General features: G+C 69.2%; 21 protein-coding genes and 2 pseudogenes. 9 read left to right on the top strand and 14 right to left on the bottom strand.

The annotated features are described in order from the left end of the window. Positions 1-100: 100 nt before the first annotated feature. From ACFYT4_RS28675 to ACFYT4_RS28625, 11 genes are all read right to left on the bottom strand, one after another. Positions 101-781: an ABC transporter ATP-binding protein gene (locus tag ACFYT4_RS28675; protein ID WP_389275096.1), complete on the bottom strand. Its 681-nt coding sequence runs from the start codon at positions 779-781 to the stop codon at positions 101-103. Next, positions 778-3,540 (bottom strand): ATP-binding cassette domain-containing protein, encoded by a 2,763-nt coding sequence (locus tag ACFYT4_RS28670; protein ID WP_389275093.1) that lies wholly within the window; start codon positions 3,538-3,540, stop codon positions 778-780. Before ACFYT4_RS28670 ends, ACFYT4_RS28675 begins: the two co-directional genes overlap by 4 nt. A gap of 182 nt (positions 3,541-3,722) precedes the next feature. Next, positions 3,723-5,000, bottom strand: a complete 1,278-nt coding sequence (locus ACFYT4_RS28665) for an ABC transporter substrate-binding protein (protein ID WP_389275090.1) — start codon at positions 4,998-5,000, stop codon at positions 3,723-3,725. A 655-nt stretch (positions 5,001-5,655) separates the two neighbouring features. Next, on the bottom strand, positions 5,656-6,492 hold the full coding sequence (locus ACFYT4_RS28660; protein ID WP_389275087.1) for an SDR family NAD(P)-dependent oxidoreductase: 837 nt from the start codon (positions 6,490-6,492) through the stop codon (positions 5,656-5,658). A gap of 72 nt (positions 6,493-6,564) precedes the next feature. Then, positions 6,565-6,702 (bottom strand): hypothetical protein, encoded by a 138-nt coding sequence (locus tag ACFYT4_RS28655; RefSeq protein ID WP_389275084.1) that lies wholly within the window; start codon positions 6,700-6,702, stop codon positions 6,565-6,567. Further along, positions 6,702-7,169, bottom strand: a complete 468-nt coding sequence (locus tag ACFYT4_RS28650) for a nuclear transport factor 2 family protein (protein ID WP_389275082.1) — start codon at positions 7,167-7,169, stop codon at positions 6,702-6,704. Before ACFYT4_RS28650 ends, ACFYT4_RS28655 begins: the two co-directional genes overlap by 1 nt. Before the next feature lie 121 nt (positions 7,170-7,290). Next, complete coding sequence (locus tag ACFYT4_RS28645; protein WP_389275079.1) at positions 7,291-8,169, bottom strand: aspartate/glutamate racemase family protein; 879 nt, start codon at positions 8,167-8,169, stop codon at positions 7,291-7,293. A gap of 255 nt (positions 8,170-8,424) precedes the next feature. Then, a complete protein-coding gene (locus ACFYT4_RS28640) occupies positions 8,425-9,486 on the bottom strand; it encodes a phosphotransferase family protein (RefSeq protein WP_389275077.1) in 1,062 nt (353 codons plus the stop codon). Then, entirely contained in the window at positions 9,483-10,646 is a 1,164-nt protein-coding gene (locus ACFYT4_RS28635; RefSeq protein ID WP_389275074.1) for an acyl-CoA dehydrogenase family protein, read from the bottom strand. The genes ACFYT4_RS28640 and ACFYT4_RS28635 overlap by 4 nt, the downstream gene beginning before the upstream one ends. Positions 10,647-10,674: 28 nt before the next feature. Beyond that, on the bottom strand, positions 10,675-11,853 hold the full coding sequence (locus tag ACFYT4_RS28630; protein WP_389275071.1) for a CaiB/BaiF CoA transferase family protein: 1,179 nt from the start codon (positions 11,851-11,853) through the stop codon (positions 10,675-10,677). Further along, positions 11,850-13,043 (bottom strand): acyl-CoA dehydrogenase family protein, encoded by a 1,194-nt coding sequence (locus tag ACFYT4_RS28625; protein ID WP_389275068.1) that lies wholly within the window; start codon positions 13,041-13,043, stop codon positions 11,850-11,852. The genes ACFYT4_RS28630 and ACFYT4_RS28625 overlap by 4 nt, the downstream gene beginning before the upstream one ends. A gap of 349 nt (positions 13,044-13,392) precedes the next feature. On the opposite strand from ACFYT4_RS28625, the gene ACFYT4_RS28620 reads away from it, so the two are divergent. From ACFYT4_RS28620 to ACFYT4_RS28600, 5 genes are all read left to right on the top strand, one after another. Further along, positions 13,393-14,151, top strand: a complete 759-nt coding sequence (locus tag ACFYT4_RS28620; protein ID WP_389275065.1) for an SDR family NAD(P)-dependent oxidoreductase — start codon at positions 13,393-13,395, stop codon at positions 14,149-14,151. A 302-nt stretch (positions 14,152-14,453) separates the two neighbouring features. Beyond that, the gene (locus ACFYT4_RS28615) at positions 14,454-16,097 is read left to right on the top strand and encodes a long-chain fatty acid--CoA ligase (protein ID WP_389275062.1); all 1,644 of its coding nucleotides are present in this window, start codon (positions 14,454-14,456) and stop codon (positions 16,095-16,097) included. A gap of 1,193 nt (positions 16,098-17,290) precedes the next feature. Next, a complete protein-coding gene (locus ACFYT4_RS28610) occupies positions 17,291-17,587 on the top strand; it encodes a DUF1778 domain-containing protein (RefSeq protein ID WP_389275060.1) in 297 nt (98 codons plus the stop codon). Next, positions 17,584-17,967, top strand: a complete 384-nt coding sequence (locus ACFYT4_RS28605; protein WP_389275057.1) for a fic family toxin-antitoxin system, toxin component — start codon at positions 17,584-17,586, stop codon at positions 17,965-17,967. The genes ACFYT4_RS28610 and ACFYT4_RS28605 overlap by 4 nt, the downstream gene beginning before the upstream one ends. Before the next feature lie 291 nt (positions 17,968-18,258). After that, positions 18,259-18,738: a hypothetical protein gene (locus ACFYT4_RS28600; RefSeq protein ID WP_389275054.1), complete on the top strand. Its 480-nt coding sequence runs from the start codon at positions 18,259-18,261 to the stop codon at positions 18,736-18,738. 335 nt (positions 18,739-19,073) lie between these two features. Here ACFYT4_RS28600 and ACFYT4_RS28595 read toward each other — a convergent pair. The 3 genes and pseudogenes from ACFYT4_RS28595 to ACFYT4_RS28585 form a co-directional block, all read right to left on the bottom strand. After that, positions 19,074-19,584, bottom strand: a pseudogene (locus ACFYT4_RS28595) (IS5 family transposase); the annotation flags it as partial. Between the two features lie 63 nt (positions 19,585-19,647). Next, positions 19,648-19,917, bottom strand: a pseudogene (locus tag ACFYT4_RS28590) (Imm21 family immunity protein); the annotation flags it as partial. A gap of 64 nt (positions 19,918-19,981) precedes the next feature. Then, entirely contained in the window at positions 19,982-21,211 is a 1,230-nt protein-coding gene (locus ACFYT4_RS28585) for a helix-turn-helix domain-containing protein (protein ID WP_389275051.1), read from the bottom strand. A 142-nt stretch (positions 21,212-21,353) separates the two neighbouring features. Between ACFYT4_RS28585 and ACFYT4_RS28580 the strand changes: the two genes are divergently transcribed. The 4 genes from ACFYT4_RS28580 to ACFYT4_RS28565 are packed head-to-tail and all read left to right on the top strand — an operon-like array spanning position 21,354 to position 26,468. Next, positions 21,354-22,439 carry a phosphotransferase gene (locus tag ACFYT4_RS28580; RefSeq protein ID WP_389275048.1) on the top strand — a complete coding sequence of 362 codons (1,086 nt, stop codon included), beginning with the start codon at positions 21,354-21,356 and terminating at the stop codon, positions 22,437-22,439. Between the two features lie 5 nt (positions 22,440-22,444). Next, on the top strand, positions 22,445-23,782 hold the full coding sequence (locus ACFYT4_RS28575) for an aspartate aminotransferase family protein (protein WP_389275045.1): 1,338 nt from the start codon (positions 22,445-22,447) through the stop codon (positions 23,780-23,782). A 44-nt stretch (positions 23,783-23,826) separates the two neighbouring features. After that, a complete protein-coding gene (locus tag ACFYT4_RS28570) occupies positions 23,827-24,939 on the top strand; it encodes an alcohol dehydrogenase catalytic domain-containing protein (protein WP_389275042.1) in 1,113 nt (370 codons plus the stop codon). 41 nt (positions 24,940-24,980) lie between these two features. Then, positions 24,981-26,468, top strand: coding sequence for an APC family permease (locus ACFYT4_RS28565; protein WP_389275039.1), 1,488 nt, complete (start codon positions 24,981-24,983; stop codon positions 26,466-26,468). Positions 26,469-26,477: the final 9 nt, after the last annotated feature.

Genomic DNA, 26,477 nt, shown 5'->3' with positions numbered 1-26,477 from the left:
TCGATGGAGCCGTATCCACCGGGCACGGGGAACTCCGCCGGGCCGGCCGGGATCTGCGGAGGCGACGCCATCGCCCCGTCTCGGGGTGGCGTTACCGGTGTCACAGGTACAGTTCCGCCACGGCCGCGCTCTGAGCCCGCAGTTCGGCGACGGGCCCGGACAGCGCCATCTTTCCGCGCCGCAACACGTAGGCCCGCTGGGCGCTTTCCAGCGCCAGCCGGGTCTGCTGTTCGACGATGAGCACGGCCGCACCGTCGACGGCAGCCGCGGTCAGCGCGTCGAGCAGGCGCCGGACGATCAGCGGCGCCAGGCCCAGGGAGAGCTCGTCGGCGATCAGCACATTCGGGCGGGCCGCGAGGATACGCGCCAGCGCCAGCATCTGCTGTTCGCCGCCGGAGATCAGGCCGGCCCGCACGTCCAACCGCCGCTCCAGCTCCGGGAAATGCGCCAGCGCGTCGTCCATGGGGCCGCGGCCGAGCCGCAGGTTCTCCCGGACCGTCAGACCCATGAACACGCACCGCGACTCGGTCAACAGCCCCATGCCGCCGCGGATACGCTTGAACAGCGGTCCGGGCCGCTCCGAACCGTTCAACCGCACGTTGCCGCCGAGCAACCCGATCTGGCCCGCGCACGCCCGGATGGTCGTGGTCTTGCCGGCGCCGTTGGGGCCGAGCAGCGCGACGACCTCACCGGCGTGCACCTCAAGGTCGATCTCCGACACCGCCGCCACCCCGTGGTAGCCGGCCGACATGCCTATTGCCTGCAATGCCGCCTCGGTCATTGCGCACTCCGTTCCATGGTCTCGTCGGTGCCGCGGGTGTGGCCGTCGCCTGCGGGCACGGCTGCATCGTCCTCTCCGAGGTAGGAGCGGATGACTTCCGGATGACGGCGGACCTCCTCCGGCGAGGCGTGTGCCGTCACGGTGCCGAAGTTGAGGGCCAGGATGCGGTCCGAGACGGACATGACGAGGTCGACGTCGTGCTCGATGAGCAGGACCGCGATTCCCCAGCTCTCCGACAGCCGCCGCACCAGTGCCTTCAGGGCCTGCCGGTCGACGTCGTCGAGGCCGGCCGCCGGTTCGTCCAGCAGCAGAACGGTGGGGTTGCCGGCGACGGCGCGTGAGATCGCCAGCAGTCGGCGCTGCCCGTAGCTCAGATCACCCGGCGCTCCGTCGAGCGCGTCGCCGAGCCCGAACTCCTGCACCGCCGCTGGCGCGGCGCCGTCCAAAGCCGGTCGCTTCGGCCAGAACATCGCGCCGAGCGCCCTGCGGAAGGTGAGCTTCTCCGACGCCACCAGCAGGTTCTCACCCACCGACAGGTCCTCGAACAGCTCCAGCGACTGGAAGGAGCGGATCACACCGAGTCGGCTGCGATGGTGCGGCGCGGTGCCTTGCAGCTGCTCGCCGTCCAGCGTGACCGAGCCCTTGGACGGGACATATCCGGTGAGCGCGTCGATGAGGGTGGTCTTACCGGCGCCGTTCGGCCCGATGACGCCGAGCACCTCGCCGCTGCGCAGCTCGAAATCCACCCCGTTGACGGCGGTGACCGCGCCGAACTGCACGGTCAGACCGCTCACCGCCAGCACCTTGGCCTCGCCGCGGCCAGGCACGTCGCCGACCACGGACTGAACCGCGATCGAGCTCTTCGCGGCATGCGACGACGCCTTGGCCGGGAACAGCTTGCGCCTGACCGCCCGCGCCTGTTCGAGGCCGCTGCCGACCATACCGTCCGGGTTGAAGATCACCGTGAGCAGCAACAGCACACCCCCGACCAGGGTCAGCCAGTCGCCGAGACCGATACTGTGGATCGCCTTGCTGCCCAGGCCGCTCGGTTCGAGCATGCCGCCGGCCGCGGCGCCGGGCACGAAGCCGACACCGCCGATGACGGACTGCACGACGTAGTTGACCGACTGGAACGGGTCGAAGCTGGTGAACAGCGCGTTGGGGAACCGGAACGCGACCAGGATCGCGCCGAGGGTGGCGATCACCGACGACATCACGAACGCCGCAAGCTTCGCGCCGATCACGTTGACACCGAGTGAGGCCGCGGCCCGCTCGTTGCTGCGCACCGAGATCATCCGGCGGCCCAGCCCGGAACGGCGCAGATTGCCCAGGGCGATGCCCACGAGGACGAACAGCGCGAGAGCGACCAGGGCGTACCGGCGCGGGTATGTGGTCTCGTCGAACTCGAACCCGAGCAGGGACGGGAAGCCCACATCGATGCCGACGTCCCCGCCGGTCAGCTTCACCGTACTGAACACAAGGGAGTTGAGGGCGGCGGCCAGGCCCAACGTCACCACGGCGAGCGTCGCGCCGCGGGTGCGTACCGCCGGGAGGCCCACCAGAATCCCGACCGGCACCGCGACGGCGAGACCGACCAGTACCGCCAGCGGCAGCGGCCAGTCGGCCGAGGCGACCAGGCGGGCGGTGACCAGTGCTCCCAGGCCGCCGATCGACAGCTGTGCGAGCGAGAGCTGGCCCGCGTAGCCGATCAGCAGGACGAGGGACAGCACGATGATCGCGGCGATGAGGGTGGACGTCGTGGCCATGACCCATTCGAGCGGCAGCATCCACTGGATCAGCAGCACCGCGACGAGCACGGCCGGCAGCAGAGTGCGCAGCCGCACGCGGCCGGAACCGAGCGAGGGCAGCCTCGACTCGACAAAGTCACGGGTGGGCAGCGTCTTTCCGCGCGCCACCAGGATCACGATGATCAGCAGGAACGGCACAGCTTCCGGCAGGTTGGGGAGGTCGCGCAGTACCGGTGCTTGCCCGTAGAACGTCAGCTCGGACTGGATGACGCCGATGAGCAGCGCGCCGAGGGTCGCGACGGGGAAGGAGCTGAGCCTGCCGAACAGGGCGGCGGCCAGCGCCGGTAGCAGCAGCGAGGTCATCGACGGCAGGCTCACCCCGGTGGTCGGGGCGAGCAGCACCCCGGAGAGCGCGGCCAGGGTTCCGGCGATCGCCCAGTTGCCGCGCGCGACCAGGGTTGAGGACCAGCCGAGCGTGCCGAGGGCTTCCTCGTTGTCCGACACCGCGGTGGTGGCCAGGCCGAAGCGGGTGCGCCGGTAGACGACCCACAGCACGGCGGCCAGTACCAGCGCGATCGCCAGCATGATCAGGTAGTCGACGGTGACGTACGCGCCGAAGATGGTGACGCCGTTCTGCGGCAGGAAGCTCTCCACCAGCTGCGGCTGGGAGCCGAACTTCAGCTGGGCACTGGCTTGCAGCACCACCAGGATCCCGAGGGTGGAAATCGCCTTGGTCAGGGTGCTGGCGTTCCGCAGCGGCGTCATGACCAGGAGTTGGATCAGAACGCCCAGCACCAGACCGGACAGGATGGCCAACACCACCGAGACCAGGATCGGTATCGATTTCGACTCGCAGTAGACCAGGACATACCCGGCCGCGACGGCGATCGCGCCGTGCGCGAAGTTGATCGCACCGGACGTGCGATGCACAACGATGAGACCAAGTGCCATCAAGGCATACAGCCCGCCGCTGGCCATGCCGAGGATCGCGAAGTGAATCGCGTTGGACATCAGACGGTCCTTTCACTGACTGCGTGCTGGTGGGCCGCCGGCGGCATGCGCCGGCGGCCGTTTGGCGAGAGTCCGCCTGAAGTGCGGGATCCGCTCACGGGCGGCGATTCGGCCGAGCCGGGCAACGAGCCACGGGCGGGTCTCGGCGGGATCGGTGACCGCATCGGTTGCGCGATCGGCGGTCAGGGGACGGTGATCGGGTCGCCGCTCAGCTGCAACCTCGTACCCGTCCAGGAGTAGGTGATCGCCGTGGTGGCGTGGACCTGCGGTGATCCGTCGATCGGGCCCTTGCCGGAGAAGTCGATCGGCGCGGTGAGCCCGGTGTCGCTCTTGAAGCTGCCCATCGCCTTGAGTACCTTCTCCGCCGTGATGTCCGGCAGCGTCTTGGCGAGCGCGGCGAAGAGCAGGACGCTGTTGTAGCCGTTGATCGAGGGGCCGTCGATCGCCGCTGCCTGGCCGGTGGCCTTCGTCCCGGCAATGTCAGCTACGTACTGCTCAAGCACCTGCTGGGTCCGGCCGGTGGCACCGGCGTCCGGCATGTAGAACAAGCCGTCGGCGGTGAGCTTGCCGGCCGGGAACGCGACCTTCTTGAGCAGCTCGGGCACGATGTTCGAGAGAATGGTGTTGATCGGCGTGATGGTGCCGCTCTTCTTCACCGCGAGCATGATCCCGGCCAGGGCCTGCGGGCCGGCGCTGATTCCGATGCACTCCGCCCCGGCCGCCTGGGCGGTGCTGACCAGCGAGCTGAAGTTGCTGGTGCTGGTCGGGAACCTGTACGGCTTGACCTCCGTCACGCCGGACTGGTTGAGACCGCGGGTAATGTTCTCGATCGCCATGTCCACACCCGGCTGGTCGACCGCGAAGATGGCGGCCTTCTTGCAGCCGTTGCGCGCCATCGCCTTCCCGCTGGCGGTGTAGCTGACCGCGCCCGAGCTGACCGGGAACGACACCGGGTTGGTGTTGTTGATCGGCGCGGTGCCGGTCGATCCGATGTACGGGATCTTGGCGGCCTCCAGGGTCGGGATGAACTGGTTGTCGTACGTCGACAGACCGCCGACGACGGCGGCGACCTTCTCCGAGATCGCCTTGCGGCCACACGCCTTGGCGTTGTTCGGGTTGCCCTGGTCGTCGCAGGGGATCAACTTCAGCTTACGGCCGTTGATGCCGCCCTCGGAGTTGATCCGGTTCACTGCGGCCTGCGCGCCGGTCACCATCTCGGGCACCGCGTAGACCGGTCCGGAGATCGCGCCTTGGACCATGAGCTTGATGGGTGCGCCGCCACCGGACGACGAACCCTTCTCGCCGTCGCCATCCGAACTGCACCCCGAAGCGATGACCGTGAAGGCCACGATCGCGGCACCGACCGCGGCGAAGCGCCTGCTCTTCTTCGGCATGCGGCTGCCGTCGGCGGTGCCCGCCGTGGTCGCCGAGTCGTGAGCTGATGCTCTGTCGAGTCCCATGGGATCTCCTTGTTGGCGGTGACAGGACTGACTGCGTCCGGGTCGCGAAAGTTCTTTATAGCAGAATATGTCTCTGCTGAGTGCCGGAACGCTATAGCACCTGAGCGAGCCGAGCAATGGTTTCGAACGGAACTTCGCGGTTAGATACAGAATCGAGTTCTGATAATCAGAGAGTCGAACCGGAAAGATCGCAAGACTCCAACCGGTTCACCGGAATTCCGGCGAAGGGAGCCGGGGAACGCCGATTCGGCCTGTACCGATGCGTGAACGCGCCGGGTTCCGCAGCCGTCCGAGCTGAGGTCACTGGTGTGTTCCCACCGTTGGACGCACCGTGACACGACGTTCGGACAGTGGGCGCGCTCACCAGCGTTTCGGCCGAATACCCGCCGCACAGTTGGTTTTGGTATCCGCTGCCGAAGGATTGCGGGGCAGCGCTTCGCAGATCTCACCGCCGAAAATGATCACGCTGCCGACGGCCGGCCGCAGGGAAAGAGAAATCGCAGAGGCGGGTCGCCGCAGATGGGGACGTGCCTTCATCCAGCGGAAGGCCCGCTTGTCCGGTCCGTCGGGGGTGAGGGTGCGCTCATCCGCGACGGAGGGTCAGGCCGCACTGGGACCGGCGCTTGGCCCGCACCGGAGGGGACAGGCGGGATGCTCAGCCGAGGACCTTTCCGCCCGTGGCGTTGATGGCGTCGCCGGTGATGTAGCTGGCGCCGTCGCCGCACAGGAAGGCGACGATCGAGGCGATCTCCTCCGCTTCACCGAATCGCCGCAGCGGGATGCTCCCGATCACCGCGTCGGTACGTCCGCTGCGCTCGAACTGCTCGCGCACCGGGGCCGACGCCTGGGTGCCTATCATGCCCGGCGACACCGCGTTCACGTTGATCCCGTGCGGGCCCAGTTCGGCGGCGAGGTTCTGAGTGAGCGTGATGACGCCGGCCTTGGCCGCCGCGTACACCCCCATTCCGGTGTTGCCGTTGGTGCCGACGAGCGCGGCAGACGACGCGATCGTGACGATCCGCCCTCCACGTCCGGCAGCGACCATGGCGCGCCCCGCGGCGGCGGCGGTGAGCCAGGTGCCCTTCAGGTTGACGTCGATGACCCAGTCCCAGGACGGCTCGTCCAGACTGAGCAGCGGGGCGATGCCGTTGCCGTAGCCGACCCCGCCGGCCATCGCGCAGCAGAGGTCGAGACTGCCCAGCTCGACCACGGTGCGATCCACCGCCTCATTGACCTGAGCTCCGTTGGTGACGTCGGCGGTGACGGCGATGGCCCGGCGTCCTTTGGCCTCGATCTCGGCGACCAGCTCCGCGAGTTCGCCCGGCGAACCGACGCCGTGCTCGGGTGCGTGCTCCGGTGGCCGCGCGACGTCCAGGCAGGCGATGTCCGCGCCGAGATCCGCAAGCAGCAGGGCGGTCGTGCGGCCAATGCCGCCGCGGCGCGCGGCGCCGGTCACGAGCGCGACCTTGCCGGTGAGTTCCTTGCTTCCCATGTACCCCTCCTGAGTTTTTGTACTATACATACTGCTTTGCGAAGCGGCCCTTCGGGCCGTAACCAATCGGCCTCACGCGGGCACGATGGCGAAGGCTGCGATGTGGTCACGGCCCGCGCTGTCGTGGTCGGCCGGCGCTCCGGCCGACCACGACGGGTCGAGACCGACGTACCTGGTCGCGACACTCGATCCCGCCGCGGGAGACCGCATCAGCGGATGCCCAGGCCCAGGCGCATGACTTCGAAGTTCCCGGTGCACCAGCGCTGCGTCGCGGTGACGGAGCTGATGAGCCAGGTGCCGTCGGTCCGCACCAGTCGCAGGTCGTACTGGCCGCCGCAGGTCCACATCGGATCACCGGTCGTGGTCGGCAGGTAGTGCGCCGCCTGCACCTGCGACGTGCAGTCGGCCTCATCACCCGAACCCGTGACGATATGGCCGGAGACCAGGTGCTGTGTCGCCGCGAAGTTGGGCATCCGCTTGCTGGCGCGGGTGATGAACTGTTCGCGGGTCACCCGCTCCGGCTCGCCACCGAAGATGCCGGTGTAGTCGCGGTCGATGACGTCGGTGAACAGCGTGCCGAGCTCGTCCCAGCGATGGTGGTCGATGTACAGCGCCATCCGCGTGCAGACATCGATGATGCCGAGACGGTCCTTCACGTCAAGTGCGTTGTCAGCCACGGGCGTTCCCTTCCGATATCTCCGTCGACCCGTCGGGGTCCACGTGGTGCGCCGAGCCGGTCCGGTCGGCCGGCGTTCCGGTTGCCGCGCGAAAAGCTCGTGGCATCACCGGACTTCGCGATCACTGCGCCGTACCGTCGGCGGACGTCGGTGCGGCCTCGTGGCTGGGGGCCTCGCAGGAGGCGTTGCCGTATTCGTCGAGCACGCAGACCGGGCACTCCTCGGGCTCGTCGAGCGTGCCCACCACGGCCGCAACCGCCTCGGCGAAGGCGGGACCCCGCTCGGACACCGCGGGCAGCCGTGGATCCTTGGCGTGCGTCAGGCCGAGGAGCAGCATCGACTCCAGGGACCGGTAGCCCGCCGCCGTCGGGTCGATCACCGGCACCGAGGAGCGCGCGGCGAGGATGCCGGCGACCGGGCTCATGCAGTTGCAGCCGAGCACGATCGACTGCGCGCCCTCGGCGACCGCGGCCTCGATCTCGGCGAGAATGCGGAGCATCATGCCTTCCCGCCCGGCCTGCATCTGCTGGTAAAAGCCGTCTTCGTCGGCGATCTCAGCCTGCTCTGCAACGGTGCTCACGTAGCGGACCGACACGCACTGGCGGCCGACCGGGTTGTCGCGCAGGATCCGGTCGTACGTGAACGCCGTGGTCTCCGGCCAGATGGTGACGATGCCGAACTTGTCGCCGATGCCGGCCGCGGTCAGCAGGCCGGCCTGCCCGCAGCCGAAGACCGGGATGTCGACGGAGGCGCGTATCGTGCCGAGGCCGTAGTCGGCGACCGCCCCGATCACGATGCCGTCGAACCCTTGCCGCTGCGCGCGCATGGCGGCTTCGACATACGCCAGGTCGGTGATCATCAAGTCGGCCGGATCGTTCACCAGCGTCGGGGTGCCGATCTGCACGAACTCCATCTGGAAACCGGGGGTGACGATCTCGGGCGCGACGCCGCGCCGGTCGGTCGGACCCGGCGAGGTGAGGTAGGCGATGCGCTTGATCATCAGATGCTCCTAGGGTTGCGCGCATTGCGGGACTGTGGATGGATACGGTCGGCTCGTAAACTCGATCAAGGAGCGCGCCGTGTCTGACGCCGGGAACCAGACCGAGCACCACCGATTCTGCTCTCCAGATCTAACATCTACTACTCAGAGAATCTAGCTCTGTTATCGCATCCGCGTCGAGGGGTTCGTTGAGCCTCTCTCGCGCCGCTCCGGGGACGCGGCCGCCAGGGGGTGCCGACCGCCTCCGAAGTGTCGTCAGGGCTCCGGCGATCGCTCCGCCCCCGGTCCGCCGATCGCGGCGAGACCCGCGTCGATGATGTGCGGGACCGACGCGCCTGCGCGGTCGAAACCGGAGCCCACCGTGATGCCCTGGGTGTACCGGGAGTGAACGCCCTCGGCGATGACGGCGACCTTGAAATACGCCAGCGCGAGGTAGAACGGCAGCTGCGTGATGTCCCGTCCGCTCGCCCGGGCATACCTCTCCGCCAGTTGCGACTGGATCGGGAATCCGGGGGCGGTGGCCGCGGGACCGTCCAGGAGCGCGTCGACGGCCGGGTCGCGGTAGACGAGGAACGTGGCGAGGTCCGCGAGCGGGTCGCCGAGGGTGGACAGCTCCCAGTCGACGACCGCGCGGACCCGGGACAGGTCGTCGGGGTCGAGGATGGTGTTGTCCACGCGAAAGTCGCCATGGACGATCGACGCTTCGCCGGTGCCGGGCATCGCCGCGTCCAACGCCGCGAAGAGAGCGCCGACCGTGGGCAGCGGGCGGGTGGCGACCAGGTCCCATTGAGCACGCCAGCGGGTGAGCTGCCGCCGCAGGTAGCCGTCCGGGCGGCCGAGGGTCTCCAGGCCGAACTCACGGTACGGGACGGCGTGGAGGCGTACCAGCTGGTCCACCAGGCCGTCCGAGCACCGCGCGAGCTCGTCGACGGTCAGCGCGTCGGCGTCGGCGCGGGTGCGCAGGACGCGGCCGTCGACCCACGCCGCGACGCTGAACGGCGCACCGATGACGTCGGTGCCGTCGCAGTACGCGACGGCCTCGGCGACCGCGACGCCGCTGCCGCGCAGTCCGGACGTCACCCGGTGTTCGCGGCCGATGTCGTGCGCCGACGGGGTGAGACCGCCCAGGGGCGGGCGGCGGACGGCCCAGGTACTGCCGCCGTCCGTCACCCGGTAGGTGAGGTTGGATCGGCCGCCCGCGACGACTTCGGCGCGCAGCGATCCCCGGTAGCCGGGGACGTGCACCTGGAAGTACTCCCCCAGAGCGCCGAGTTCGAGTCCGGGAGGGCTGGTGACGGGGCCGGAACCGGTGGTCATCGCACAGCCTTTCGCTTCGCCAGGTCGCGGCCGATGATCTCTTTCATGATCTCGGTCGTGCCGCCGTAGATGGTCTGGATACGGGAGTCGAGGAAGGCCCGCGCGATGGGGTACTCCAGCATGTAGCCGTAGCCGCCGTGCAGTTGTACGCAGCGGTCGACGACCTTGGTCTGGAGTTCGGTGGCCCACCACTTGGCCTTGGCGGCATCGACCGCCGTGAGCGTCCCGGCGTTCAACGCGAGGATCGCGGAGTCCAGGTACGCCCTGGTCACCTCCGCCTCGGTGACCAGTTCGGCGAGCAGGAACCTGCTGTGCTGGAAGTCCCGGATCGGCTGGCCGAACGCGGTTCGCTCGGCGCAGTAGTCCAGGGTCCAGTCCAGCGCCGCCTCGATGGCGCACTGCGCGGCCACGGCGATCGACAGGCGTTCGCGCGGGAGCCGTTCCACGAGGTGGATGAAGCCCTGGCCCTCCGTCCCGATGAGGTTCGCGGCCGGGACCCGGACCCCGTCGAAGAAGAGTTCCGCGGTGTCCTGCGCGTGGAGGCCCACCTTGTCGAGCTTGCGCCCCCGCGTGAAGCCCGGGGTGTCGCGTTCGACTGCGAACAGGCTCATGCCCTTCGCCCCGGCGTCGGGGTCGGTGCGGGTGAGCACGATGACGAGGTCGGCGTGGATGCCGTTGGTGATGAAGGTCTTCGCGCCGTCGATGACCCAGCCGTCGCCGTCCCGTCGGGCGGTGGCCCGAATGCCTTGCAGGTCGCTGCCGGCTCCGGGCTCGGTCATGGCGATCGCCGTGACCGCCTCGCCCGCGCAGATGCCGGGAAGCCAGCGCTGCTTCTGCTCGTCGGTGGCGAGGTCGAGCAGGTAGGGCAGGACGATGTCGTCCTGGATGGCGAAGCCGGCCGCCAGTGACGCGGCGCCTACCCGGGCCAGTTCCTCCTTCACGACCGAGCGGTAGCGGAAGTCGTCCTGGCCCGCGCCGCCGTACTCGCCGGGCACGGCGATGCCGAGCAGGCCCTGCCGCCCGGCTGCCGTCCACACCGACCGGTCGATGAGGCGTTCCTGCTCCCACCGTTGTTGGTTCGGAACGACCTCACGAGCGACGAACTGCCGGACCATCGCCCGGAAGTCCTGGTGGTCTCTGTCGTAGAGCGTGCGTTGCACGGATGGTGCTCCTTAGGACGGGCGCAGGTCAGGGACGTTCGGCGACGGCGCCGCGCGCGGTCAGGTCAGCGACGGCACCGGCGTCGACGCCCCAGGCGAGCAGGGCGGCCGCCGTGTCCTGGCCGGGCGCCGGGGCGGGGGTACCGATCGTGCCCGCGGTGCGCTCGAGTCGCGGCGCGGGTGCGGGCTGGCGCGAGCCGACGAGGTCGGTGAAGACGCCGCGCGCCGCGTTGTGGGGGTGCAGGTGGGCTTCCCAGGGACTGAGGACGGGTGTCACGCAGGCGTCGGTGCCGTCGAAGACCGCCGTCCACTCGTCGCGGGTACGCGTCGCGAACGCGGCGGTGAAGCGGGCCCGTAGTTCGGACCACCGGTCGCGGTCGTCCTGCTCGGGCAGGTCCGCGTCGGCTAGCCCGAGCCCGGCCAGCAGTTGCGCGTAGAAGTGCGGTTCAAGCGCGCCCACCGCCATGTACCGGCCGTCGGCCGTCTCGTACGTGTCGTAGAACGGCGCACCGCCGTCCAGCAGGTTGTGCCCGCGAGGGTTGTCCCATTGGCCGGTGGCGCGCAGCCCGTGCAGGGGTGCGGTGAGCAGCGCGGCGCCGTCGACCATGGCCGCGTCGACCACCTGGCCCAGGCCGGAGTGCTCGCGTTCGTAGAGCGCGGCGAGGATGCCGACGGCGAGCAGCATGCCGCCGCCGCCGAAGTCGCCGACCAGGTTCAGCGGCGGCACCGGACGTTCGCCGGCGCGGCCGATGGGTTCGAGGGCGCCCGCGAGCCCGATGTAGTTGATGTCGTGGCCCGCGCGGTGGGCGAGCGGGCCGGTCTGGCCCCAGCCGGTCATGCGTCCGTACACCAGGCGCCGGTTGGCGGCCCGGAGGTCGGCGGGCCCAATCCCGAGGCGTTCCGTCACACCGGGACGGAAACCCTCGACGAACACGTCCGCCGTGGCCGCGAGTCGGCGCACGAGCGCGGCGCCGTCGGGGTTTTTGAGGTCCACCGCCACCGAGCGCCGGCCGCGGTGGAGCGGGTCGCCGGTCGGCTGCGGACGGTCGTCGACATCGGTGACCCGGTCGATGCGCAGGATGTCCGCTCCGAGGTCTGCGAGGACCATGCACGTGAACGGCGCGGGCGCGAGGCTCGCGATCTCCAGGACGCGGACGCCGTACAGCGGTCCCGGCCCGGATGCCGGCCGCGCGTCCCACCCGGTCATGCGCCGCCCTGCCTGGCAGCGCGGATGGCTCGCCGGGCGAGCGACCAGCGGTGCACCTCGGAGGGCCCGTCGTAGATGCGGAAGGCACGGACTTCGCGCAGGTACGCTGCGAGCGGGAGATCGCCGGAGACGCCGAGCCCGCCGCAGATCTGGATCGAGCGGTCGACGACCCGCCCGACGGCTTCGGCCACGAACGTCTTCGCGATGGACGTCTCGCGCTTGCCGGAAGCGCCGGTGTCGAGCACCCAGGCGGCCTCGCGGATCAGCGCGCGGCCCGCCGCCAAGTCGATCTCACTGTCCGCGATGTGGGCCTGCGTCATGCCGAGGTCGCCGAGGCGACTGCCGAACGCGGTGCGGTTCGCGGCGTAGCGGACGGCGATGTCGTGAGCGTGCCGTGCGACGCCGAGCCAGCGCATGCAGTGGGTCAACCGCGCCGGAGCGAGCCGTATCTGGGCATATGCGAAGCCCTTGCCCGGCTCCCCCAGTACCGCGTTGTCACCGACGCGCAGACCGTCGAACCGGAGTTCGCAGTGCCCGCCGACGAAGCCGTTGTCCAGCGTGGGCATGTGGCGTTCCAGCGTGTACCCGGGGGTATCCGTCGGGACGAGAAACATCGTCGCCTCAGGCGAGCGGTCACCGCCTCCGGTGCGTGCCATGACGATGGCGAACGCCGCACCGTCGGCGCCGGTGATGAAGCGCTTGAGTCCGTCGATGACCCACTCGTCGCCATCCTGGCGGGCGGTAGTGGTGAGCTGCGCCGGATCGGACCCGGCGCCCGGGGCCGGCTCGGTCATGCCGAAGCACGAGCGCACCTGCCCGGCCGCCAGCGGGCGGAGGAACCTCTCGCGCTGCGCGGGCGTGGCGGCCTTCTCCAGCAGGTGCATGTTGCCCTCGTCGGGCGCCGCGCAGTTCAGGGCGAGCGGGCCGAGCAGGCTGTATCCGGCCTCCTCCAGGACGACCGACTGGCCGCGCATGTCCAGGCCGAGCCCGCCCAGTTCCGCGGCGACGGTCGGGGCGAACAAACCTGCCTCGCGTGCGGCCTGCTGGAGCCTGGCGCGCAGGCCGTCGTCCGGCGCGGCCTGGCTGGCGAGCAGGGCCTCCTCCGCAGGCAGTACGGTCTCGCGGACGAACGCTGCGGTGCGTTCGCGAAGGTCCGCGAGGTGCGGTTCCAGAGTGAAGTCGATCGCCATCACAGTCCTCGGATCTCTGCGGCGAGTTTACCGATCGCTCGCTCAGTGGGAATGTGCAGGAAGGTAGGCGATTGCCCTCCTCCGGTCAACCCTTTGCCGACCGGGCTTGACGGGCGCATGGGCGACTCCTAGTGTCGCCACTGAGCGAGCGATAAGTAAGTCACTTGCCGAGTTCTGTGCCGTGCCAGGCCGAAGGGGAGCAGGCCGCGGCCCTGAAAAGCGACGGCGGCGTGGCGATGATCACGATCACGAGGTCGGCGCGGGGCCGGACGCGGAGCTCACCACCGACGCGAACGCATGCCGCGCCGACCACGCCCAGGATCCGGCCGCCCCGAAGAGAGGTACCACCGTGGATACCGCACCCACGCTCGAAACGCGCCCGGCAGCCCTGGTGACGGGAGCTTCGCGCGGCATCGGCTATGCGATCGCCCACCGGCTGGCGTCCGAAGGCTACGACCTGACCCTCAGCGCCCGTGACGCGCCCACGCTCGACGAGGCCGCCAAGCACCTGACCGAGCTGGGCGTCCGGGTCGAGACGGCGCCGGGGGACATGGCGGCCGAGAAGGACGTACGGAGGGTCGCCGCGGCGCACGCCGAGTACTTCGGCCGCCTGGACGCCCTGGTGATCAGCGCTGGAGTGGGCTCCGCCGCGCCGGTGGCGGGCTATCCGCTCAAGCGCTTCGACAAGCAGTTCGCAGTGAACATCCGGTCCCCGTTCCTGCTCATCGGCGAATCCCTCGACCTGCTGCGGGCAACCGCCGCGCAGCAGCCGGTGACCGGAACGAAGATCATCGCGGTGTCCTCGTTGACGGCGCTCGCACCCGAGCCCGGCCTGGCCGCGTACGCCGCCAGCAAGGCCGCACTGGTCGCCCTGTGTGCTTCCGTCAACACCGAGGAGTCCGCGCACGGCGTCTCGGCCACCGCGATCTGCCCGGGCTATGTCAACACCGACATGAGCGCCTGGACGCACGACCGGATCGCGCCCGAGGAGATGATCTCGGCCGCCGACATCGCCGAACTCGGCTTCGCAGTCACGAGGTTGTCCCGGCACGCCGTCGTGCCCGAGCTGCCGGTGGTCCGGTCCGGCGCCGAACTCTGGCGCGCCTGACCCCCGAGCTGTGCTTCCATCCCCCCGCCGAGTAAGCCGCCCCGCCTGGTGCCGCGCATCGCACGGACGGAAGAGGCATTCACTGCAAAGACGTTCACTCGGCGCTTATTGACCGGGTAAATTCCTCAAGACAGAATAAAGTTCTGCTATGCGCACTCGTGGGCATGCTCAACGACCGCTGTCCGTCGTCCAGCCAACGGCGCCGTGCAGTTAACCGCCCCGGACGTCGCACCGATCGCTGTTGCTACAGGTACCACAGCCCGATCAGCCAACTCAGCCGGATCATGCGAAGGAGAACATCTGTGAGCCACCCGTCGAGCCACCCCCTGGGCAACATCGGCGACGGCGACCTCACCGTCGCCAACATCCTCCGGCACGGCTCGACCTGGCATTCCCGGCGGTCGGTCCGGACGGTCGGTGCCGACGCCTCCGAAATGCTCTACGGCGACGTGGCCGGGCAGGTGGCGGCCCTCGCTCGTGGCCTCCAGGCGCTGGGGGTCCGGGCCGGTTCCGTCGTGGGCTCGTTCCTGTGGAATACCCGCGAGCACTTCGAGGCGTACTTCGCGGTCCCGGCCATGGGCGCGCTGCTACACACGATCAACCCGCGCCTGTCCGCGGAACAGCTCGTGTTCACCATCAACCACGCCGCCGACGAAGTCGTGATCGCGGACGCCTCGTTCCTCGACCGCCTCGCGGAGATCGCCGACCGACTGCCCACCGTCCGCGCCGTCGTCGTGGTCGGCGGGTTCGAGGACGGCGCCCTGGGTGCCTGGCCCGGCGAGGTGCTGCGCTACCAAGACGTTGTCGCCGGGCAGCCGACCGACTTCCCGTGGCCCGAGGTCCACGAGAAGGCCCCCGCGACCCTGTGCTTCACGACCGGGACCACCGGCGACCCCAAGGGCGTCGCCTACAGTCACCGGTCGATCTGGCTCCACGCGATGTCGCTGTGCACGGCCAACGCCGTCGCGCTCAACTCGCGGGACTGCGGCTACATCATCACGCCGATGTTCCACGCCAACGCGTGGGGCTACCCGTTCGCAACGTTCTGGGCCGGCGGCGATCTGCTGCTGTGCAACCGCCACGTGGACCCCGCAACCGTGGTCGAGGCGATCGAGCGCTACCAGCCGACGTTCTCCAACGGGGTGCCCACCGTCTGGAACGAGATCCTCAACTACGCGGACGCGGACCCGTCGCGCGACCTAAAGACGCTCAACCGCGTCATCCTCGGAGGCGCGCCCATCCCGCGCACGCTGCGCGCCGGATTGGACCGCTACGGGGTGGCGGCGCTGCAGGGCTGGGGCATGACGGAGACCTCGCCGCTCATCACGATGAACCGGCCGCCACGGGCCGAGGAGGACACTGACCCGGAGCGCCGCGCCGACGGCCAGGGCCGCGTCCTCGCCGGTGTGGAGATCCGCCTCGTCCAGCCGGACACCGGCGAGATCCTGCCCGCGGACGGGCACGCGGTCGGCGAGTTCGAACTCCGCGGGCCCTGGATCGCCGACTCGTACTACGGCCTCGAATCCGACGACAGGTTCCGGAACGGCTGGCTGCGCACCGGAGACGTCGGCACGCTCGACCCACTCGGGTACGCGACCCTCACCGACCGGGCCAAGGACGTCATCAAGTCCGGCGGCGAGTGGATCTCCTCCAACGAGCTGGAACTCACCATCGCCCGGCACCCCGACGTACTCCAGGCGGCGGTGATCGGCGTGCCCGACGACCGCTGGGACGAACGCCCGTGCGTCCTGGTCGTGATGCGCGACGGCGCCGAGACGACCCTGGCCGACCTGCGCGACACCCTGCTCGGCTCGGTGCCCAAGTGGTGGGTACCCGAGCGCTGGGTGGAGCTCGACGAGCTGCCGCTGACCAGCGTCGGCAAGTTCGACAAGAAGCGCATGCGCGCGATCTACGCGGAGGGGAAGCTGGACGTCCAGCGCCCGTGAATCGGCCGCGCCGACCGCAGGGATCCCCGTCGGCTCCGGTCGAGCGGGCTCCCCTCCTACGCCAGCGGGCGCCGCCCCTTCGGAGCGCACCGCCTTGTCGTGGTGACCACCGCCAGGGTCGCCGACACCGAGATCGATGAGGAGCTCGCGGACCTGCGGAAGCGGCACAGCGACCTGGTGATCGATCTGTGGGGACGGCAGCAACTGTCGGACATCTTGCACAAAGTGCCGCACCTTGTGCGCCGCTACTTCGGTCCAGCGACTATGGAGGTGTTCTGCCGTCCTCTCAGCGCTGAGGACCTACCTGCCGCGAGTGGTGCCGCGAAGCATTCATTTGCGGTCGCCGGGGGCCGGGCGCCACGTGGTTCTGACTGGTCATCGGTAGAGATGTGTGATCCTCTGGAGTTGCGGGTGCACTCCATTTCTGCTTCACCGGGTGGGCAGCCAGGCCAGTCGACGCCGGAGTTGACGCCGTACACGATGCGCACACGACGTGGAACTGCGTGACGCGTTGGAACCCGCAGTAGCTGGCCACGCCTCAGTGTTCACTGTGCTGACAGGCGAGTCGACCACGGGAAAAACACGGACGGTGTACGAGGCGCTGTTGCGGATGGCTCCGCAATGGTCGGTGGCGCGGCCAAGCAGCGCACAGGATTTGGCGGACCTGTTGTCGGGTCCGCCGCTGCCTGCGCGAACGGTGCTGTGGCTGGATGAGGCGCAGCGCTTCTTGGACGGGGAGATGGGCTCCCGTGCTGCCGTGCTGCTGGAGGAGGCTCTCAGCCAAGGTCCGGGGCTGCTGGCGGTAGGCACCTTGTGGGCGGAGTACTGGGAAACCTACGCCACATCGCCAGGAACACCTGGGATCTATGCCCAAGTCCGGCACCTGCTCACAAGCCCACACACCAAGCGAATCCGAGTACCGGACCGCCTCACCGCCCGTGAGCAGCAGACATTGCGCGATCTGGCACGAGAGGCCGAGGACGGTGATCGCGTCGTGTACGCGCTCGACGCGGGCAGCAATGATGGCCGCGTGCTGCAGCGCCTGACGTTCGGCCCGGAACTGGTGGACGCCTATACAAGCGGAGACCTGGTCGTGCGGCTGATTGAGGAATCCGCGGGGTGCCCCGTCGCGGTCCGGGACGCGTCGGGCGCTGCGGCAACCTCCGGATGGTATCGCTGGTACCGTGGGTACCATGACGGATCCGAAAGCGATGAACCTGCGCTTCCCCGACCCGGAGCAGCGGGCCGCGATTGCGGCCGCCGCGAAGCAGGAAGGTGTGAGCATGCAGGAGTACATCCTGTCCGCCGCCTATACCCGTGCGACCGCGGTCGAGCAGCGGTTCCTGGAAGGGTTCCGGGAGTCGATGGCCCGCAGCGGGGCCGTGTTCACGGCCGAGCCCAGCAGTATCGATGCCACGCCGGAGGAGCGGGCCGCCGAGCTGGAGGCGCGAGCCGGAGCGGAGAAGCAGGGGCGGGGCCGCGCCGCGTGACCCAGCCCGCAGTGCCGCACCCTCTCGATGTCACCTTCCTCCTGCACGCCGCCGAACTCCTCGACGGCGATCCCCAAGTCGACGACCTGGGAGTCCTGTACGCCGCCGTCACGCGCGTGAACGCCCGGGCGATGGGCCGCGACGTCTACGGCTCGCCCCACCTCAAAGCCGCCGCCCTGCTCCAGACCCTTGCCAGACTGCCGTGCCTCGAGCACTCCAACGAGGCATTCGCCTGGCACAGCACCGAGGCCTACCTCGCCCTCAGCGGCCACCGCCTCGACTACCCGCCCAAAGACGCCGTCGGCCTCGTGAGAGAAACCGCCTCCGGCACCCTCGGTGTCGCCCGCACAGCCCGCCGCCTCCGCGACTGGACCGCCTGAGCACCACCCCGGACGACCGCTGCCCGTCCCGCGTCAGGCACCGGCGGTGCCGCGGTCCGTTCTCCACCGGACCGGGTCCCGATATCGGGCGCACCGCGCCTGAAACCATTATTGAACGCGTTCAGCAGTGTGCGTAGGGTGGTGCCGAAGCGACCGCTCGGGGTAAGTGGAAGCAGTGCGCGGGCATAGGCGTGTCGGGGGGTTGACATGGCCCAACTACTGGGCAGACGTGGGACCAGCAGGCCGGGGTCCGCGCCGTCATCGGTATCGATGGCTGTGCTGTGTGTGGTCATGGCCGCGCTGGCGCTGGCGTGGACCGGGCGGTCCGGCAGTCAACCGACGGCGGTTGCACTGTTCCCTGTCACACTGGCGGTCGGGCTGCCGGTGCTGTGGGGTGCGAGCGCGCTGCTGACCGCCGCGTACATCCTGCCGGCCGTGGCCCTGGGCCACTGGTTCGGGCGGCTCACAGGCCACGGGAAACGATGGTGGTGGGTGGCGGCCAGCACCGCACTGGGGCTGCTGCCCGCAGCCGGTCTGCCCACAATGGCCCGCATACTGCACAGCGAGTTCCGCGACTGGCGGCAACTCACCATGGACGGGCTCGTTTTCGCGGGTGCACTCTGGGCCGCCTCGACACCGGCCTCCATTGCCGTCCACATGGCAGTCCTGCGTGAAGACGCAGGACACCCGGTCCGGCCAGTCGGGCACATCCTCCTCTGGGGCACCCTCGCGTTGTCTGTCGAACTCACCGCGTGGTTGGCATTCCTCTGAGCCGCCGCCTGGAACCGTGGCCCCGGGAGCTGGCCGGCACCGACGAAGACGTCCGCTCCTGCCCGCGCATCGGAAACGGAAGGAGGCCTCCCGGGACGACGACCGGACGGCAGCCAAGCAGCCGGCGACTCCCCCGGCCGGACCGAAGCCGTCAGCGAAGCCGCCGCACAGGCCCTCACAGAGGAACCCGGCAGAACAGCACCCTCCTGGGCGCCGGGTCAGTAACAGGCCGGATGCAAGGTGTGCTCCAGGTCGAAGCGGCGGAGGAACACCTGCCACAGCGGTCGACGTCCGCGCCGGTGGCCGAGCGCCACAGCCAGACCGGTTTCGGGTCGCGGTCGGCCGGTAACGCCTCGGATGCGGGGTATCGCGTCCAAGAGCGGAAGGAGCTGGGTGACGTCGTGGCGGTTGCCGCCGGTCAAAGTGATGGCTAGCGGGGTGCCGCGCCCGTCGGTGACGATGTGGTGCTTCGAGCCCGGCCGGCCGCGGTCGACCGGGCTCGGCCCGGTTTTGGGCCGCCCCGACGGGCCTGCCGGTGCGAGCCGTCAATCACCGCCCGCGACCAGTCCAGTCTTCCCCGCGCGATGCAGCTCGGTCAGCAGCACCTGGTGCAGCCGGTCCCAGACACCGGCCTCGTGCCAGTCCCGCAGCCGACGCCAGCACGTCATCCCCGACCCGAAGCCCAGCTCCTGCGGCAACCACTCCCACTGGATCCCGGTATGCAGAACGAACAGGATCCCCTGCAGACACCCGGCCCGCATTGCGTGACCGGCGCTGCCGCACCGGAAGCAACGGCTCGATACGCGACCACAGACCATCCGACACCACCCACGGCGGACCCTTCAGCCTCCCCACGGACGGACCAACGAGCGGACAGACAACGAGACATAGCCGACCGAAGGCTTTGTGTTAGCTCCTCCAAGCGGTAGCTGTCGGCTGAGCATCGGCTGGGAGGAGTTGGACTACCCCGCCCCAGGGGAACTTGCCGGTCTTGTGGCACGCACGGACTTCCCATCGTCCTGTGGGCACCGCAACCGGGGCTTCGTCCGGTTGTCCTCTGCCGTCGGGGTAGGGCACACCGAGTTCCTTGCCGGCCTCGGCCGAGTCCATGAGAACGGCGGGGGCATCGGTCTCCCCGACCCCGTACTCCTCCCACACCGTCTCCGGGTCGCTGAGGACGGCCTCGGCGGCCCACGTCCGGCATGCGGAGGGCGAAGGGTGCCGAGGCGCACGGCGTGGCTGCCTACGCCGCCTTCTTACGCCGGAGGGCGTCGATCGCGAACGCGATGGCGGTCGTGGCCAGGTCCTTCGTCGTCGACAGGTCCAAGCCGGTCAGTTCGGTGAATGACCGGAGCCGGGCGCGCACGGTGTTCCGGTGCCGGTAGGTCCGCTCGGCGATCTGTGCGATCGTCCCACCGTGCGATACGAGATCGCCCACGGTTTCCAGGATTCCGGTTCGTTCGCTCCGACTCAGGGCCGCAAGTGGTGCGAAAACCGCCAGGTGCAATGCTTCTGACAGTTCGGGGTCGGCGGCGGCGACCGCGTTGAGCCAGCTCTGGTCCAGCCGCTGGAGGCCCGGTTCGGTCCTGCCGCGCACGGCCATCCGCGCGAGCCGGATGGCCCGCGCGACGTTGCGCAGACCGTCGGCCTCGGCGGTTGAGCAGACATGCTCCCGCAACGGGGAAAGCTCGTCCGCCAAGTTGTCACGGTGAGTGGGAACGTGGACGGCCCCGCGAAGTTCCTGGGCGAACCAGCTGAAGTAGAACGGCAGTCCCCGGGCTTCGAGGCGGGTCGCACACTCGGCGACGAGTTCCGGGCGTGGTGTGGTGAACGTCCCGACGACGCAGACGTACCGCCCGGACGCCGGCAGGTCCAGCGCTCGTGCCGCGTTCTCCACCGACGGGGGGTGGCGATCACCGTCGAGGAGCAGCTGGTCGAATGCGGCCGAGCGGATCTCATCGATGCTCTCCTTGGCCATGCGGTATCCGCGGACGACTTCTTCCGCATTGCGCTCGACGGCTTCCCACACCATCAGCGAAGAGCGTTCGAGGAACTCCGCACGCTGTTCGGCGCCGATTTCCCTGCTCTCGTCGATCAGCGCTTCCCACAGCGTCCTCAGATCGATCCTGAACGCGTGCAGCACGCTCGCGAGCGGGATTCCTTGCCGGGCACGGGTCGCCCCGATGTCGAGCGCGGCCGATTCCAGGTCCGGTGGCAGCGGATCTTCTTCCAGTCGAGCCAGGGCGAGCCGCATGCTGCGGTCCATATGGAAACGGAGATCGTCTCGGCTGACGGGTCCGCCGGTATAGCTGGGTTCGTCTTCGATCGTCTTCTGTACGCCCTTGTCGACGATCCGGCCGAGCCGCTCTCCAAGGAGCGCGCGGGCTGCGGCGCGAACCAGCTCGGCCGTCCGGTCCGACTCCGGCATCGGCTTCCCTTCCACTGCGCGGTCAACGATCACCCAGAACAGCATACTGTGCGAAGTGCACAGTATCTTCTCCGTTTCGCACTGATCTGGGCATTGAGGTGCATCAGGCTGTCAGGTTGACTGCGGGGAACCACACACCCGGCGCATGGTCGGCAATGGTTGCTCGAAGCCGTGGAAGGGATGATCGATGTCGCAGTTGCCCGAGGATCCGCACACTGGGGAGACGGCCTGGCCGGTCGCGCTGGCGGAATGCCTGGGCCGGGCCTACGGTCTCCACGCCTGCGGCGTGACCTTTCTGGGTGGCGAACGCGACCTCAACTTCCGGGTCGCCACGGCCACGGGTGAATTGCGCCTGGCCAAGATCAAGCTGTCCGCCGGGAACGGCGGTGTTGCGCGGTGGCAGGAGGAGATCCTGCTCCACCTGGCCGGGCGTGCGCTGGAATTCAAGGTACCGACCATCGTGAAGACCCGCGACGGTGCGGTACGCCTGCCCATCAGCGCTGGTTCCGTGACCGGGTCGCTCACGGTTTTCGACTGGGTGCACGGGACCGAACTGCGCAAGGTCAAAATCCATGACGGCTCCCTGCTGCGCCAATGGGGTGCGGTGGCGGCCGAGATCACGAAGGCGCTTGAGGGTTTCCCGGCGTCGTTGCTCGACGAAACGCACCACTGGGACCTGACACGGGCCCGTGAGGCGATCCAGTCGTGCGCCGAGACCGACCCGGGTCTCGCGGAAGAGTCTTGTGCGCACGAGGTTCTCGCCTGGATCGGGGATTTCGAGCCGGTGCTGGCCTCGTTGCCGCGAGCCGTGGTCCACCACGACCTCAACGACAGCAACGTCCTCGTCGGGTCGGCCGACGATGCGGGAAGCGTGGTGGGGGTACTCGATTTCAACGACGCCCTGTACAGCGTGCGCATCGCCGAACTGGCGGTCGCCGGGGCGTACGCGATGCTCCGGAAAGCGGATCCGCTCGCCGCGCTCGGGCACGTGGTGGCCGGCTACGACCGGGTCCTCGCGCTGACCGACGACGAACTCCGGGTGGTCTACCCCCTGGCCGTGGCACGGCTGTGCGTGCAAGCGCTGACATGGACCACTCGTGAGCGGGCGAGCCCGACCGTCTACGGGAGCATGCGCGTGGAACACACCATGCCGGCCCTTCGGCAGGCGCTGGCCATCGAGCGGGGTGTGGCCGAGGCACATATCAGAAGAGTGTGCGGACGTGGCGCCGCGCTCATGGGTCCGCACCGGCCGACCATCCGAGAGGGACGGTGAACGCGATGAACACTCGACCCCAGTACATGGCGAACGCCTTCGACGGCCGCGTTCACGGCCGCCTCGATCCGGCGACCGAGAAGCTCCACGCCCGGCGCGAGCGCGTGCTCGCCTCCAGCTACCGGCTGTTCTACTCCCGTCCGGTCACCCTCACTCGGGGCGAGGGCGTGCTGCTCTTCGACGCTGAGGGCAACGAGTACCTCGACGCGTACAACAACGTGCCGGCCGTCGGGCACAGCCATCCCCACGTACAACGCCTCGTGTCAGCGCAGTTGGGGATGTTGAACACCCACACGAGATACCTCACCGAACCGGTGGTGGCCTACTCGGAGCGGCTGCTTTCGCTTTTCCCGCAAGAGCTTTCGCGGGTCGTCTACACATGCACCGGCAGCGAGGCGGTCGACCTGGCGCTGCGGGTGGCGCGCTACGAGACGGGGGCCGGCGGAGTCATCTGCACCTCCCACAGCTACCACGGCACCACGTCCGCGGCGGCGGAGATCTCGCCGAGTCTGGGGCCGAACAACGACATCGGTTCGAACGTCGTGCTGGTGGATGCGCCGGACCTTTACCGGGAGGACCCGGCAACCGCCGCCGAGGACTTCGCCGACCGGGTGCGGCAGGCGATCGACACCCTTCGACAGCGCGGAATCGGGCTGGCGGCCGTGATCGTCGACTCGGTGATGTCGAGCGACGGGGTGCAGACCCGGCAGACCGGGCAGACCGGCCTGCTCGCACCCGCTGCCGACGTGGTCCGGGAAGCCGGGGGCATGTGGATCGCGGACGAGGTGCAGTCCGGCTTCGGCCGCCTGGGCAGCGGCTGGTGGGGGTTCACCCGGCACGGGCTGCGGCCCGACCTCGTGGTGCTCGGCAAGCCGATGGGCAACGGGATCCCGATCGGCGCGCTCGTCGGGACCGAGGCGGCGATGGACCGGTTCGGCGGCGACGTCCGCTACTTCAACACCTTCGGCGGCAACTCCGTCAGCATCGCGGCGGCGACCGCGGTGCTGGACGTCGTCGAAGGGGACCAGCTGATCGCCCACGCCCGCGAGGTCGGACAGCATCTGATCACCGGCCTGCGGGAACTGGCCGGCCGGCACCCGGGTATCGGCGACGTCCGGGGCGACGGCCTGTTCGTCGCAGTGGAGTTCGTCGCCGATCCGGACCTCAAGTCACCGGACGCGGCCACGGCCTCGGCGGTCGTCAACGAACTGCGCGAGCGGAGGATCCTGATCAGTTCGTCGGGGCGGCACGAGAACGTGCTGAAGATCCGGCCGCCGCTGCCGTTCGCGGTCCGGCACGCGGACCGCCTGCTCACGGGGATCGACGACATCCTGTCGTGCTGACCCCGCCAGGTGCCACGGGCCATCGAGAAAATCTGGAGGAGAAAGTGTACGCAGTACTGTTCTCAGGAAATGCGGGCGAAGTCGAATTCGCCGAGGTGGACCTCGATGGGCCGGGCCCCGGCGAGGTCCGGGTGCAGATCGCGGCCACCGGCGTGTGCCATTCGGATCTGCACATCATCCGGAACGAGTGGACTCTTCCGGTGCCGATGGTCCTCGGCCACGAGGGCAGCGGGATCGTCACCGAACTCGGTGCCGGTGTCACCGAGCTCGAAGTCGGTGACCACGTCGTGCTGTCGTGGGTCGCCCCGTGCAACGAGTGTCGTTACTGCAAATCGGGCCACATCGCCCGGTGCACGGTAGCGATGAACCTCGTCGCCCCCGGGGGTGTGCTGTACGACGGTACTTCGCGCCTCCACCGGGGCGGTGAGCGGATCTACCACTACCAGGGCGTCTCCTCGTTCGCCGAGGAAGCCATCGTGCCCGCGAGCGGTGCGATCCGCGTCCGGAAGGACGCACCGCTCGACGTCCTGTGTCTGGTCGGTTGCGCAATCGCCACCGGCGTCGGCGCGGTCACCAACACCGCGAAGGTCGAGAAGGGTGCCACGGTCGCTGTCATCGGATGCGGTGGCGTGGGCCTCTCGGTGGTTCAGGGGGCCCGGATGGCTGGAGCCGAGCGGATCGTGGCCATCGATGTGCAGCCGCACAAGACCGAGCTGGCCCGCACGCTCGGCGCCACCGAAGAGATCGACGCCTCCGCCGGCGATCCGGTCGCCGCGCTGCGCGAGTCGCTGCCCGACGGCGCCGACTACGTGTTCGACGCCATCGGCAAGATCGCCACCACCGAGCAGGCCATCGCGATGCTCGGCATGGGCGGCGCCGCCGTGGTGGTCGGGCTCCCCGCGGCCGGTGCGAAGGCGTCGTTCGAACCGCTCGCACTGGCCGAAGCCGACCAGCGGATCCTCGGTTCCAACTACGGCAGCGTCCGTCCCGCCATCGATTTCCCCGCGCTGGTCGACCAGTACATGAACGGCGAACTGAAGATCGATGAGCTGGTCTCGGCACGCCGACCGCTGGCCGAAGCCGGCGCGGCACTCGACGAACTCGCCACCGGCGCCTCGCTGCGCACACTGCTCATCCCCGGCCGGTCACAGCGCTAAGGGCTGTCCCGGGCACCCCTCGCCTCGAAGGAACACCTCCGATGGACAGTCCGCACTCTTCGACACCCCGCCCCGCAGCCGCCGATCCCGGCGCGACCTCACTGCTCAGCCGCAACCTGGGCGTCGGCCCCATCGTGTTCATGGTCGTGGCCGCGGCGGCGCCGCTCGCCGTGGTCGCCGCCAATCTGCCGGTGCTGATCGCGCAGAGCGCGAACGCCGGTGCGCCGTACTACTTCCTCGCGTGCACCGCGCTGCTGCTGCTGTTCTCGATCGGCTTCACGCTGATGAGCCGCTACGTGCCCAACGCCGGCGCGTTCTACTCCTACATCCAGGCCGGTCTCGGCCGCGTCACCGGAACCGGGGCGGCCGCGGTCGCCATCGCGTCCTATCTGCTGCTGCTGATCGGAGTGACCGCCTACTTCGGCGTGGCGGCCGGCAACCTGCTCCCCGGCGGCATCCCGTGGTGGGTGTTCTCGCTGGGCCTGCTCGCGCTGGTCGCGGTGCTGGGCTACCGCGACATCGAGCTCAGCTCCAAGGTGCTGCTCGTGGCACTGGCGCTGGAGACCCTCGTGGTCATCGCACTGGACATCGGCGTCCTCATCCACAGCGGACGCACCAGTGCCGCGGCCACGGTGCCCCTGAGCACCTTGGGGGAAGGCGTACCGGCGCTCGGGGTGATGTTCGCGTTCTACAGCTTCATCGGGTTCGAGGCGACCGCGGTCTTCCGTAACGAAGCCCGGGACCCGGACCGGACCATTCCCCGGGCCACCTACATCGCGGTCGTGGCGATCGGCCTGTTCTCGGCTGTATCGGCCTGGTTTGTGGTGACCGGGGTCGGCACGGGCCAGATCGTGTCCCGGTCGGCGGACGATCCGGAGAACGTGGTCCTCGACCTGATCAGTACGGTGGTCGGCCCGATCGTCGCGGACGTGGCCAAGGTCCTGCTCGTGTCGAGCTTCCTGGCCTGCGCGTTGTCGTTCCACAACATCGTGACCCGGTACGTGTTCGCACTCGGCCGGACGAAGATGCTGCCCGCGCGGCTGGGCGAGGTCAGCACCAGGCATCACGCGCCGTCGCGGTCCTCGCTGCTGGTCTCGGTGGTGTCCGTGGTGGTTCTGCTGGCAGCGATCGGCACCGGGCTCGATCCGGTGACCGTCGTGTTCACCCTGGCCGGGGCGGCCTCGTCGCTGGGTGTGGTGATCCTGATGACGCTGGTCGGCCTTGCCACAGTCGTCTACTTCCGGAAGGTGGAGACCGGGAGGAGCCGCTGGTCCACGACAGTGGCCCCGATGATCTCGACCCTCGGGCTGGCGGTGATCCTTGTTCTCGTCATCGCCAATTTCAATCTCATGACCGGTACCCAGGCCCAGGCCTACGGCGTCATGGGATTCGTCCTCGCGGCCTTCCTGGCCGGCGCGGGGGGCGCCCTGATCACGCGGCGCCGCCGCCCCGGCGTCTACGCGCGGCTCGACGACAGCACAAGCCGACCTGGCCCGGTCACCGAGAACACCCCGCAGCTGTCCAACTAGGAGATCGAC

Source organism: Streptomyces sp. NPDC004609 (assembly GCF_042873655.1).
In the GTDB taxonomy this organism is placed as follows: Bacteria; Actinomycetota; Actinomycetes; order Streptomycetales; family Streptomycetaceae; genus Streptomyces.
Note: the sequence above shows the minus strand (reverse complement) of the source record. Positions and strands in the feature narration are given on the sequence as shown.